The sequence below is a fragment of the Salipiger sp. ABN3_019 genome, from assembly GCF_056158605.1.
In genome coordinates, this window is record NZ_JBSWTP010000010.1 from 738,907 (window position 1) to 750,498 (window position 11,592).

Consider the following 11,592-nt stretch of genomic DNA (forward strand, 5'->3'; position numbering starts at 1 on the left):
GGCGGCGACGTGGGGCAGGGGTCAGCGCTGCGAGGTCTGCCAGTCGGGATGGATCCACGGCTGGCCGTTGTCGCGGGGCAGGGGCTGCTTTCCAAGGATATGGTCCGCCGCCTTCTCGCCGCTCATGATCGACGGCGCGTTGAGGTTGCCGTTGGTGATCTGCGGGAAGATCGAACTGTCGGCGACCCGCAGCCCCTCGACCCCGATCACCCGGCATTCGGGATCGACCACCGCCATCGGATCGCTCGCCGCGCCCATCCGGCAGGTGCCGCAGGGGTGATAGGCGCTCTCGGCGTGCTCGCGGATGAAGTCGTCGAGCTGCTCATCGGTCTGCACCGCGTCGCCCGGCTGGATCTCATGGCCGCGATAGGGGGCAAAGGCCTCCTGACCAAAGATCTCGCGGGTGAGGCGGATGCAGGTGCGGAAGTCGGCCCAGTCATCCTCATGCGACATATAGTTGAAGAAGATGCTGGGCGCGTCCTTGGGATCGCCAGACTTCAGCGTCACCGCGCCGCGCGATTTCGAGCGCATCGGCCCGACGTGGGCTTGGAACCCGTGGCCTTCTGCCGCCGCCTTGCCATCGTAGCGCACCGCGATGGGCAGGAAGTGATACTGGATGTCGGGATATTCCACGCCGGCTTTCGAGCGGATGAAGGCGGCGCTTTCGAATTGGTTCGAGGCGCCCGGTCCGCTGCGGGTGAACAGCCATTGTGCCCCCACCAGCGCCTTGCCGAAGAGGTTCCAGTATTTGAACAGCGACACCGGCTGGGTGGCTGCCTGCTGGATGTAAAGCTCGAGGTGGTCCTGCAGGTTCTGGCCGACACCGGCGCGGTCGGCGACCACCTCGATGCCATGCTCTTTCAGATGCTCGGCCGGGCCGATGCCCGAGAGCATCAGCATCTTCGGCGAGTTGATCGAACTGGCCGAGAGGATCACCTCGGCCTCTGCCTTGATCACCTCGATCTTGCCTTTGCGCTCCAGCTCGACCCCGGTGGCGCGGCCGTTCTCGATCACCACCTTGCGGGCGAGGCCGCGCACCAGCTCGACGTTGCCGCTGGCCATGGCGGGCTTGAGATAGGCCTTATAGGCTGACCAGCGCTCACCTTTGTAGACGGTCGCATCGAACGGGCCGAAGCCTTCCTGCTTTTGGCCGTTGTAATCGTCGGTGGCCTCATAGCCCGCCTGCACCCCGGCCTCGACAAAGGCGCGGGTGAGAGGGTTGTCGCGCTTGCCGCGCGAGACATGCAGCGGGCCGTCCTTGCCGCGCCAGTCGGGATCGCCGCCGTGGCCGCCCTCGTGCCATGTCTCCATGCGTTTGTAGTAGGGCAGCACGTCGGTATAGGCCCAGCCCTGCGCGCCCATCTCTTCCCATGTGTCGAAGTCGCGCGCGTGGCCGCGCACATAGACCATGCCGTTGATCGACGAGGAGCCGCCCAGCACCTTGCCGCGCGGGGTCGCCAGACGGCGCCCACCCAGATGCGGCTCGGGCTCGGATTCATAGCCCCAGTCGTAACGCTTCATGTTCATCGGGTAGGACAGCGCGCCGGGCATCTGGATGAAGGGCCCGGCATCGGTGCCGCCGTGTTCGATGACGATGACCTTTCGGCCCGCTTCCGCGAGCCGATAGGCGATGGCGCAGCCCGCAGAGCCCGCGCCGACGATGACGTATTCCGCTTGCATTGAGGGCCTCCTCAGAACGGGGCCTCGGTCGGCGCCATGCCGACGTAGACCGATTTCAACTGGCTGTAGTGCTCGATCGCCGCTTTGGAGTTCTCGCGGCCCACACCCGAGTTTTTCGACCCGCCGAAGGGGGCCTCGACCGGGGTGAGGTTGTAGGCGTTGATATAGCAGGTGCCCGCCTCAAAGCCCGCCGCGACGCGATGCGCGCGGGTGAGGTCATTGGTGAAGACACCGGCGGCGAGGCCGAATTGCGTGTCATTGGCGCGGGTCAGCGCCTCTTCTTCGGTGGCGAACTTCAGCACCGACATCACCGGGCCAAAGATTTCCTCGCGCGCGATGGTCATCTCGTCGGTGACATCGGCAAACAGCGTCGGCTCGATGTAGAAGCCCGCGCCGTCGATCAGCTTGCCGCCCTTGACCAGACGCGCGCCTTCCTCGACGCCCTTCTTGATGTAGCCCTCGACGATCTCGCGCTGGCGGGCCGAGACCATCGGACCGATGGTGGTGGCCTCATCCATGGGATCGCCGATCACCGCGTTTTCCATACGCTCGGCGACGCGGGCGACGAATGTCTCATAGAGCCCGTCCTGCACGAAGACACGGGTGCCGTTCGAGCAGATCTGGCCGGTCGAGTAGAAGTTGCCGTTGATCGCGGCGGAGACGGCGCTTTCCAGATCGGCATCGTCAAACACGACGATGGGGGATTTGCCGCCCAGTTCCATGGTCACATGGCGGATGCCCTCGGCGGCGGCGGCATAGACCTTGCGGCCCGTGGGCACCGAGCCGGTGAGCGAAACTTTGTCGGTGCGCGGGTCGGTGACCAGCGACGCGCCAACCTGGCCATAGCCCTGCACGACGTTGAAGATGCCCGCGGGCGCGCCCGCCTCGATCAGCAGTTCAGCCAGCTTCAGCGCGGTGAGCGGCGTCATCTCGGAGGGTTTGAAGACCATCGCGTTGCCGCAGGCCAGCGCCGGGGCGGCCTTCCAGCTGGCGATCTGGATCGGGTAGTTCCACGCGCCGATGCCGACGCAGACGCCCAGCGGCTCGCGCCGCGTGTAGACGAAATCGCCGCCCGCAACGGGGATATGCTCGCCGGTCAGCGTGCCAGCGAGGCCACCGAAATATTCAAGCGCCTCGGCGCCCGAAGCGGCGTCGGCGATCAGCGTTTCGGACATCGGCTTGCCGGTGTCATGGGTTTCCACCTCCGACAGCGCGCGGTTGTGCTCGCGCAGCAGATCGGCGGCCTTGCGCAGCACGCGGCCACGCTCGGTGCCCGACAGCGCGCCCCATGCCTTCTGGGCGGCTTCAGCGCTGGCCAGCGCTTCGTTGATGATCGCCGGGGTCGCGGCATGCAGGGTGGCAATAACTTCGCCGGTGTGCGGATAGATCACCTCGATCTTCTCGCCTGCGGTGTCTTCGACGTAGCGGCCGTTGATGAAGTGGCTGCCGGCGGGTTGATAGGATGTGGTCATGTTTACTCCTGGGGTCCTGCAAGGGGGGCCATGGGGTCGGGATCGGCCTCCGCCATGGAGATGTCGTCGTTTTCGTGGACTTCGGTGCATTCGGCGGCGATCGCCCGCAGCACATGTTCAGCGCCTTCTGTGCCGTCGACGTCGCCGAGGGCTTCCTCGGGCGGGCGCAGCATCTTGGTATCTAGCGCGTAGCGCAGATAGAGCCCGTCGATCAGGCCGCCGATTCGCCGCGCCACGTCGGGTGCGCGCTCGCGAATCTTTGGGCGCAGCGCGTAGACGAGATTGCTGTGCAGACGGCGCTGATAGAGGTAAAGCAGCCGCCGCGCCTCTTCCGAGCGCAGCGCGAGTGCGTAAAAATTCACCCATGCCGAGATCGCCTCGCGGCGGAAGCTGCCCATGCCGAAACTGGCCTGAACGATCGCGTTCACACGTTCGTCGGGGGTTTTGGCCCCGGCCAGAGCCTGCGTCACATCTGCCTTATATTCCGCGAGGATAGAGCGCATCGCTGCCAGAAACAGCGTGTCCTTGTCGTGGAAGTAATGGAACGCCAGCCCCGGCGAGACACCGGCGCTTTTGGCGATCTGGCTGGTGGTGACGTTGAGAGTCCCCGACGCGCCGATCTCGCGGATCGTCGCAGCGATCAGATCCCTGCGTCTTTCTTCCTCGGATTTGCGTGCCATTCGGGGCTCCCACAGATTTTTGGTTGCTTTTCTGGAATACCCCGTCATTAATTGACTCGTCAATCAATAACTCAGACTTCATCACGCTAACCTCCAAAGGGGACCCTATGAAACTCGTACTGACCACCTCCGCTCTCGCTCTTTGCGCAACCGCCGCCGCTGCAGATTGCTCCAAAGTCAGGTTCTCGGACGTGGGATGGACGGACATCACAGCAACCACCGCCGCCACCTCTACCGTGTTGAAAGCGCTGGGGTATGACACCGAGACCCGCGTTCTGTCGGTGCCGGTGACCTATGTGTCGCTGGAAGAGGGCGACATGGACATCTTCCTCGGCAACTGGATGCCCACGATGGAGGGCGACATCGCGCCTTACCGTGAGGCCGGAACGGTCGACACCGTCCGGGCGAATCTCGAAGGCGCGAAATACACGCTGGCCACCAATGCCGCCGGTGCCGAGCTTGGGATCAAGGATTTCGCCGACATCGCCGCCCATGCCGATGAGCTGGACGAGACCATCTACGGCATCGAGCCGGGCAACGACGGCAACCGCCTGATCATGGATATGATCGAGGCCAACGCCTTCGATCTCGAAGAGTTCGACGTCAAGGAAAGCTCCGAGCAGGGGATGCTCAGCCAGGTTTCGCGCCTGTCGAAGAAGGACGAGCCGATCGTCTTCCTCGGCTGGGAGCCGCACCCGATGAACGCCAACTTCGACCTCACCTATCTTTCGGGCGGCGACGAATGGTTCGGCCCCGACTTCGGCGGTGCCACGGTCTACACCAACACCCGTTCCGGTTATGTCGAGGAATGCCCGAACGTTGGCAAGCTGCTGACCAACCTCGAGTTCACCCTCGAGATGGAAAACGAGATCATGGGCGCGATCCTCAACGACGGCGAAAAAGCCGAGGACGCGGCAACCACATGGCTGACCGCGAACCCCGAAATTCTTGACGGCTGGCTCGACGGCGTGACCACTCTGGACGGCGAACCGGGGCTGCCGGCGGTCAAAACCGCACTGGGCCTCTGATCCGAGGTGTGTGCCCGGCGTCTCCGCGACCGCGCGGGGGCGCCTGCCTCCCTCCTCAACTCTCATAGATAAGGAGAGCTGCCTTGGACTGGCTGACCTCGTATAAAATCCCCGTCGGCGACTTCGCGGCCGCGATCTTCGAAGGTATCCGCGACCACGCCGAAGGGTTTCTCGATCTGCTTTCCGTCGTGCTGGAAGCCATGATCGACGGTATTCTCTGGGTGCTGCAAGAGCCCCACCCGTTCATCATCATCGCTGTCTTCGTCGCCTTCGCCTGGCTGATGCAGCGCAGCTGGAAGATCTGCGCCTTCATCGCGCTTGGCTTCCTGTTCATCCTCAACCAGGGCTACTGGGAAGAGACCACCGAGAGCCTGACGCTGGTGCTGTCGGCCTGTGTGGTCTGCATGGCCATCGGCGTGCCCGTGGGCATCGCCGCCGCCCACCGGCCCCGGCTTTATGCGGTGCTGCGTCCGATCCTCGATTTGATGCAGACGCTGCCCACCTTCGTGTATCTGATCCCGGCGATCGTCTTCTTCGGCATCGGCATGGTGCCGGGCCTCATTGCCACGGTGATCTTTGTGCTGCCCGCGCCAATCCGCCTGACGCAGCTGGGCGTCTCCTCGACCCCCGAGCGGCTGACCGAGGCGGTCCGCGCCTTTGGCGGCACCAACCGTGACGTGCTGTTCAAAGCCGAGCTGCCCTATGCGCTGCCGCAGATCATGGCGGGTCTCAACCAGACCATCATGCTGGCGCTGTCGATGGTGGTGATCGCGGCCCTCGTGGGTGCCGACGGCCTTGGCGTGCCGGTGGTGCGCGCGCTCAACCAAGTGAACACCTCGCTCGGCTTCGAAAGCGGGCTGGTGATCGTGGTGGTCGCCATCCTGCTCGACCGTATGCTCAACTTCGGAGGCGACAAGAAATGACCACCGCTGTCAAAATCGACAATGTCTCCATTGTCTTCGGCGAAGAGCCGGACACCGCGCTACCGCTGATGGACGAGGGGCTGGACCGCGCCACGATCCAAGACCGCACCGGGCAGGTGCTGGGCGTGCACGATTGCAATCTCGACGTCGAAGAGGGCGAGATCCTCGTGCTCATGGGCTTGTCGGGCTCGGGCAAATCGACGCTGCTGCGCGGCATCAACGGGCTGAACCCGGTGGTGCGCGGCGGGGTGCATGTGCGCGAGGGCGACAGCCTCGTCAACGTCACCGAGGCCGCGCCCGCCGACCTGCGCCGCATCCGCAGCGAGCGCGTCGCCATGGTGTTCCAGCAGTTCGGCCTGCTGCCGTGGCGCTCGGTCGCCGAGAACGTCGGGCTGGGTCTTGAACTGGGCGGCATGGGCAAGGCCGATCGCCGCAAGAAGGTGCTCGAACAGCTTGAGCTCGTGGGGCTTTCCGACTGGGCCGACAATAAGGTCGGCGAGCTGTCGGGCGGCATGCAGCAGCGCGTGGGCCTCGCGCGGGCCTTTGCCACCGAGGCACCGATCCTGCTGATGGACGAGCCCTTCTCGGCGCTCGACCCGCTGATCCGCACCAAGCTGCAGGATGAACTTCTGGAGTTGCAGGCCAAGCTCAAGCGCACGATCATCTTCGTCAGCCACGACCTCGACGAAGCGTTCAAGATCGGCAACCGCATCGCGATCATGGAAGGCGGGCGCATCGTGCAATGCGGCACGCCGAACGAGATCGCCGGCGATCCGGCGAACGACTATGTGGCCGAGTTCGTGGCCCACTCCAACCCGCTCAGCTTCCTGCGCGCCAAGGACGTGATGCAGCCGGTCGAAGGCGTCGCCGAAGTGGAGGTCGACGAAGAAACCCCGGTGCTCGACTTCGCTGCAGGTATGACCGAGCGCAACGCGCCGGTGGCGGTCACGCGCGGCGGGGTGCGCGTCGGGCTGGTGACGCCCGCGACGCTGCTCGAAAGGCTGGTGGCGTCGCAAAGCTGAGGCTTACCGCGCAAGCAAAGATAGAAGGGAGGTGCCCGGCGGGGCGCCTCCCTTTGCTTTGTGCGGCGCAGAGTTTCCTGAGGGATCACCCCTACGGGCGATAGACCAGCAGCATTTGCGTCTGCAGCCTCAGCGTCCGCGCCTCGCGTTCCTTCAGCACCTGCTGGCGCGCAAGAAGCAGCGTTTCCAGTGCCTTCTGTCGCGCGTTGTAAAGCTGGCGCACTTTCGAGCCGCGATTGCCGATATGCACGAAGAGATGCTGCCGCGCGCTTGGCACCAAGTCCGCCACGCGGCGCTGTGCAAGCCGAAAGGCCTCGTCCGCCTCAAGCCAGGCGCGATAGGATTTCAGTAGAAGTCGTCGTGATGCAGTTGCCATGCCTCTCCTCCCAAGGAATGCAGCGGTCCCGACAGACTCGAAGTATAGCCCGAGGGCCCGCAGCTGTCAGCCCGGCATGGCGTCGCGGCCTCGCCCTTAGGCGCCGCCGCGCGTGGCGCCGACGACCCAAGGCAACACCTCGGCCAGAATGCGCGAGGTGCCGTGGTCGAAGGCAGCCACCAACGTGTCGGTCTCGGTGTCTACGGCGGGTTCGGTCACCTCGAAGGTGCGCGCCGCCACGACAGAGGCGTCCCGTTCGCGCACGAGCCGCAGCATGATCCGGATCCGCACGACCGCGCCACCCTCGGCCCCCTGCGCCTGAAAGTCCGTGAGCTCGCCCAGCAAGGCGTAGTCCCCTTGCGCCCCCAAGGGCGCTCGCCCGACCGAGGCGAAGGCGCCGGTCTCGGACAGGCTGCGCACCAGCAGGGTCTGTAGCATCGCCGGGGCCTCATCCGACCAGCGCACCCCGGGCAGATATTGCGCCTGCAGCGGTGCCGGGCGGATCATGATCCGCTCAGTCGAGAGCGCGCCGCTGGCAATCGGCGGCTCAACCACCAGTTCCAGCCGCCCGCGCGCCGCCGAAGGCTGGATAGGCGGGGTCTGCAACTCGTAGATCTCCAGCGGCGTGGAGGCGTCGTCGAGCGCGGCAATGGCACCGCAGCCCGAAAGCCCGAGCGCAAGCAGCAAGGCGGGCAGGCGGGCGGGCAGGGATCGCAGGGACAGGAACATATCGGGTTACCTTCGATATTCAGGGGCGCGCGGGTCGAGGAAGAAGCGGCTCGGATCGCGGCGGATCTGCGTGGTCAGCGCATCGAGATTGTCGATCAGTGCGCGCGCCTCGGCGGCCAGCCGCCCGAACTGGGGCAGGGCGGTGGCAGAGAACTCGCGCAGCGACGGGCGGGCATCGCCCACCGCGCCTTCGAGCCCCGAGAAGGCCGAAGCTGCCGAGCGGCTGGCGCTGCGCAACTCGCTGGTGATTTCGGGGATCTCTCCGGCCACCGTGCCGATCGCGCTTTCGAGGCCCGCGAGCGTCTCGCGCAGCTGCGCGGTGATCTGGCGCACCTCGTCGCGGATCACCTTATCGGCCCCGTCAAAGGCGCGCTCGGCGGCGACAAGCGCGCGGTCCCCGGTCTCCAGCGTGCCGTTGATCGCCGCGAGCGTCTCATTGGCATTGGCAAATGTGGTCCGCGCCGCCTCGAGCGTTTCGGAGGCATTTTGCGCCAGCCCATCGAGCTGGCCGGAGGCAGAGGTGAGATCCGCGCCCACCGTGTCGATGGTCTGCGCGGCAGAGCGGGTGGCGCTGCGGATGTCCTCGAAGATGGACGTCAGATCGCCGCCCGCGGTCTGCCCAAAGTCGCGGATGACCGCTGTCGCCTCGGCGGTGGCGGTGCGCAACTCGGCGACAAGGGCGCTGGTGTCGCCCGCGATCAACCCGTCGAGCCGCTGCGCCGCGCCATCCACGCTGCGCGAGGTCTGCGTCAGCTCGGCAATCAGCGCATCGACCGAAGCCAAGGTCTGCTGCGCTTCGGTTAGGCGCTGCGTCGCGGTCTCTCCGGTGGTGGTGAAGGTGCTGGCGAGGGTCTCGGCCCGGTCGCTGAGCGCGGCAAAGCGGCTCTCGATCTCTGCAACCGACCGCTGCACCTGTTCCGTCGCCGGGCCGAGCCGCGTGGTGATGTAATCCTCGGCCAGCTGCACGCTTCCAGAGCCTTGCACGATCAGCCCACGCGCCTCTTCCGAGAGCGCCTCGACCGAGCGCATGGCGGCGCTTGCATCCTGCAGCGTGGTGCCCGCCTCGCGGCTCAGCGTGTCGATGCTCTCGGTGATCGTCCCGACACCCTCGGCAAAGCCATTCACCGAGTCCGCCACCGAAGAGATCGCATCAAGCGTGTTTGTCAGATCCGCAGAGGCCCGCTCGACGTTGCTCAGGATGGTCTGCACCCGCGCCTGCGTTTCACCCCCGATGAGGCCGCGCAGCTCGCGCACCAGTTCCAGCGTTTCCGACAGGATCTCGGGGCCTTCCTCGGTCAGCGATTGCAGCGCGGATTGTCCGGCCTCGATCATCGGCACGTCGCCCTCGGCCTGATCCGACAGCAGCCGCGCGCCGGGGCTGCCCGCGGTGATGCCCACGTAGCCGACGCCGGTCACCCCCTGCGCCTCGATCGTCGCCAACGAATTGCTGCGCACCGGCGTTCCGGCGGTGACCTCGGCCCGCACCCGCACCGAGCCGTCGCCTTCGGGCGAGAGCCCAAGGCTCACCACCTGTCCCACGGGCAGGCCGGAAAAGCGCACCTCCGAGGCGATGCTCAGGCCCGATACTGACGGGAAGTCGATGTCGTAATAGTCGAACTGCTTGTCGAGCTCGACATTGGCGAACCACAGCAGGAAGCCCAGAAGGCCGATGAAGCCCGCGATGGCAAAGGCTCCGACAAGGACGTAATTGGCACGCGTCTCCATGATCAGTCAGCCCCGGCCTGCGGCCCGGCAGCGTCGGGCTTTGTCGCCGCAGCCTGCGCGAGGCGGGCGCGCGGTCCGGTGAAATACTCTTGGACCCAAGGGTGATCGACCTCCAGCATGTCCTGCAGCGAGCCGGTGACAAGAACGCGCCGCTCGGCCAGCACGGCGATACGGTCGCAGGTTGCGTAAAGCGTGTCGAGGTCATGCGTGACGAGAAACACCGTAAGTCCCAGAGCCGTTGTAAGATTGTTGATCAGCTGATCGAAGGCCGCAGCGCCGATCGGATCGAGCCCGGCGGTGGGCTCGTCGAGAAAGACGATCTCGGGGTCGAGCGCCAGCGCCCGTGCCAGCCCCGCACGTTTGCGCATCCCGCCCGACAGTTCCGACGGGTAAGCATCGCCCGCGCGATAGGGCAGGCCGACCATCGAGATCTTCAGATCGGCCAGCGCGCGGCGCAGCGGCGCAGTCAGCCCCGGCACCCGCTGCAGCGGCACTTCGACATTCTCGCGCACGGTCAGCGACGAAAACAGCGCGCCATCCTGAAACATCACGCCCCAGCGGTCGTCGAGCCTTTCGCGTGCGTCGCCGCGGGCGGTGAGCACCTTGGTGCCAAAGGCCTCGATGTCTCCGGCGGCGGGCGTCTCCAGCCCGGTGATCGCCCGCAGCAGCACCGATTTTCCGGTGCCCGAGCCGCCGACAACGCCCAGCACCTCGCCGCGGTAGACATCGAGATCGAGATCCTCATGCACCACATGGCTGCCGAACTGCGTGCGCAGCCCGCGCACCCGGATCACCGTCTCACGCGGCGCGCTCATAGCCCCAGCTCCGCGAAGAAGACCGAAAACAGCGCATCGGCGACGATCACCGCAAAGATCGCCGTCACCACAGCGCTCGAGGTCATCCGGCCCAGAGATTCCGCGTCGCCCTTCACCTGCATCCCCGCGTGGCAGCCCACCACGCCGATGATCAGCGCAAAGACCGGCGCTTTCACCAGCCCGACGATCACATGCGACACATCGGTGCCCTCGATCAGCCGGGTGCGGAACATCGAGGGCGAGATCCCAAGCTCGATCCACGACATCAGCGCGCCGCCGAACAGCCCCATGATGTCGGCCACCAGCCCGAGGATCGGCAGCATCAGCAGCAGCGCAAGGATGCGCGGCACGAAGAGCACGGTCACCGGGTCGAGCCCGAGGGTGCGCATGGCGTCGATCTCCTGCCGCATCTTCATCGAGCCGATGGCGGCGGTGAAGGCCGAGGCCGTGCGCCCGGCGACGATGATCGCGGTAAGCAGAATGCCCAGTTCACGCAGCACCGAGATGGCGATGAGATCGACCACGAAAACCTCGGCCCCGAACTGGCGCAGCTGGCTCGCGCCCTGAAAGGCCAGCACAACGCCGATCAGAAAGGCCATCAGCGACACGATCGGCACGGCGCGCAGGCCGACATCGTCGCAATGCGCGACCAGCGAGGTAAACCGGAATTCGCGCGGATGGGTGATCACCCGCAAGAGCCCGGCAAGGAAGAGCCCGAGATAGGCCAGCAAGCCGCGCAGGAAGGCAAGGCCGCCGATAACCCGCTTGCCCGTGGCCTCGAGGAAGGCCTTGGGGCCATGCGGGGCGGGATCTGCGGCATCGGGCTGCGGCATGGCGCTGCGCACGGTGTCGAGCAGCAGTGTCGCCGTCTCGCTGGCGTTTTCAAACCGGGCGCTGCCGCCTGCCTGCGCCACGCGCTGTTCAAAGGCGATGAGCGCCCAAGCCCCGGCGGTGTCCATGCGGGTGACACCGGCCAGATCGACGCTGACGTCGCTGCCGCCGGGCATTTGGCCAAGCGCCGTAGCCAGCGCGCCGACATCCTGCACGCTCAGCGGGCCGGAGAGGCTGATCCGCCCGCCTCCGACTGATTCTTCGTGCTGAAGCTGCATATGCTCGGCGCTCATGCGCGGGACCCTCCCGGC

Annotated in this window: 11 protein-coding genes; 3 read left to right on the forward strand and 8 right to left on the reverse strand. The window is 65.9% G+C overall.

The genetic code is table 11. The features are described 5' to 3' along the window. Nucleotides 1-21: 21 nt before the first annotated feature. From betA to betI, 3 genes are read right to left on the reverse strand one after another with little or no spacing between them, the layout of a single operon-like run. Entirely contained in the window at nt 22-1,680 is a 1,659-nt protein-coding gene (gene betA, locus ACXAD2_RS25465) for a choline dehydrogenase (RefSeq protein ID WP_475176831.1), read from the reverse strand. Between the two features lie 11 nt (nt 1,681-1,691). Next, on the reverse strand, nt 1,692-3,152 hold the full coding sequence (betB, locus tag ACXAD2_RS25470) for a betaine-aldehyde dehydrogenase (protein ID WP_475176834.1): 1,461 nt from the start codon (nt 3,150-3,152) through the stop codon (nt 1,692-1,694). Nucleotides 3,153-3,154: 2 nt separating this feature from the next. After that, a complete protein-coding gene (betI, locus tag ACXAD2_RS25475; protein ID WP_066109932.1) occupies nt 3,155-3,832 on the reverse strand; it encodes a transcriptional regulator BetI in 678 nt (225 codons plus the stop codon). Between the two features lie 107 nt (nt 3,833-3,939). Here betI and ACXAD2_RS25480 point away from each other — a divergent pair, with 107 nt between their 5' ends. From ACXAD2_RS25480 to choV, 3 genes are all read left to right on the forward strand, one after another. After that, the gene (locus ACXAD2_RS25480; RefSeq protein WP_475176836.1) at nt 3,940-4,860 is read left to right on the forward strand and encodes a choline ABC transporter substrate-binding protein; all 921 of its coding nucleotides are present in this window, start codon (nt 3,940-3,942) and stop codon (nt 4,858-4,860) included. Between the two features lie 83 nt (nt 4,861-4,943). Next, nucleotides 4,944-5,783 carry a choline ABC transporter permease subunit gene (gene choW, locus ACXAD2_RS25485; RefSeq protein ID WP_164180391.1) on the forward strand — a complete coding sequence of 280 codons (840 nt, stop codon included), beginning with the start codon at nt 4,944-4,946 and terminating at the stop codon, nt 5,781-5,783. After that, nucleotides 5,780-6,805, forward strand: a complete 1,026-nt coding sequence (choV, locus tag ACXAD2_RS25490; protein WP_475176840.1) for a choline ABC transporter ATP-binding protein — start codon at nt 5,780-5,782, stop codon at nt 6,803-6,805. The genes choW and choV overlap by 4 nt, the downstream gene beginning before the upstream one ends. A 91-nt stretch (nt 6,806-6,896) precedes the next feature. Here the strand turns inward: choV and ACXAD2_RS25495 are convergent, their stop codons facing one another. The 5 genes from ACXAD2_RS25495 to ACXAD2_RS25515 all read right to left on the reverse strand — a co-directional run bounded on the left by ACXAD2_RS25495 (nt 6,897) and on the right by ACXAD2_RS25515 (nt 11,574). Next, a complete protein-coding gene (locus ACXAD2_RS25495) occupies nt 6,897-7,181 on the reverse strand; it encodes a hypothetical protein (RefSeq protein WP_066109941.1) in 285 nt (94 codons plus the stop codon). A 96-nt stretch (nt 7,182-7,277) separates the two neighbouring features. Next, the gene (locus ACXAD2_RS25500) at nt 7,278-7,910 is read right to left on the reverse strand and encodes an ABC-type transport auxiliary lipoprotein family protein (RefSeq protein WP_475176842.1); all 633 of its coding nucleotides are present in this window, start codon (nt 7,908-7,910) and stop codon (nt 7,278-7,280) included. A gap of 6 nt (nt 7,911-7,916) precedes the next feature. Continuing rightward, a complete protein-coding gene (locus tag ACXAD2_RS25505) occupies nt 7,917-9,635 on the reverse strand; it encodes an MlaD family protein (RefSeq protein ID WP_475176844.1) in 1,719 nt (572 codons plus the stop codon). Nucleotides 9,636-9,637: 2 nt separating this feature from the next. Beyond that, a complete protein-coding gene (locus tag ACXAD2_RS25510) occupies nt 9,638-10,450 on the reverse strand; it encodes an ABC transporter ATP-binding protein (protein ID WP_475176846.1) in 813 nt (270 codons plus the stop codon). Next, the gene (locus ACXAD2_RS25515) at nt 10,447-11,574 is read right to left on the reverse strand and encodes an MlaE family lipid ABC transporter permease subunit (protein ID WP_475176848.1); all 1,128 of its coding nucleotides are present in this window, start codon (nt 11,572-11,574) and stop codon (nt 10,447-10,449) included. Before ACXAD2_RS25515 ends, ACXAD2_RS25510 begins: the two co-directional genes overlap by 4 nt. Nucleotides 11,575-11,592: the final 18 nt, after the last annotated feature.

Bases quoted from the DNA above. Each gene is read 5' to 3' on its own strand.
- ACXAD2_RS25480 (WP_475176836.1), top strand. From the start codon at position 3,940: ATGAAACTCGTACTGACCACCTCCGCTCTCGCTCTTTGCGCAACCGCC.
- ACXAD2_RS25495 (WP_066109941.1), bottom strand. From the start codon at position 7,181: ATGGCAACTGCATCACGACGACTTCTACTGAAATCCTATCGCGCCTGG.
- betI (WP_066109932.1), bottom strand. From the start codon at position 3,832: ATGGCACGCAAATCCGAGGAAGAAAGACGCAGGGATCTGATCGCTGCG.
- betB (WP_475176834.1), bottom strand. From the start codon at position 3,152: ATGACCACATCCTATCAACCCGCCGGCAGCCACTTCATCAACGGCCGC.
- ACXAD2_RS25500 (WP_475176842.1), bottom strand. From the start codon at position 7,910: ATGTTCCTGTCCCTGCGATCCCTGCCCGCCCGCCTGCCCGCCTTGCTG.
- betA (WP_475176831.1), bottom strand. From the start codon at position 1,680: ATGCAAGCGGAATACGTCATCGTCGGCGCGGGCTCTGCGGGCTGCGCC.
- choV (WP_475176840.1), top strand. From the start codon at position 5,780: ATGACCACCGCTGTCAAAATCGACAATGTCTCCATTGTCTTCGGCGAA.
- ACXAD2_RS25505 (WP_475176844.1), bottom strand. From the start codon at position 9,635: ATGGAGACGCGTGCCAATTACGTCCTTGTCGGAGCCTTTGCCATCGCG.
- ACXAD2_RS25510 (WP_475176846.1), bottom strand. From the start codon at position 10,450: ATGAGCGCGCCGCGTGAGACGGTGATCCGGGTGCGCGGGCTGCGCACG.
- ACXAD2_RS25515 (WP_475176848.1), bottom strand. From the start codon at position 11,574: ATGAGCGCCGAGCATATGCAGCTTCAGCACGAAGAATCAGTCGGAGGC.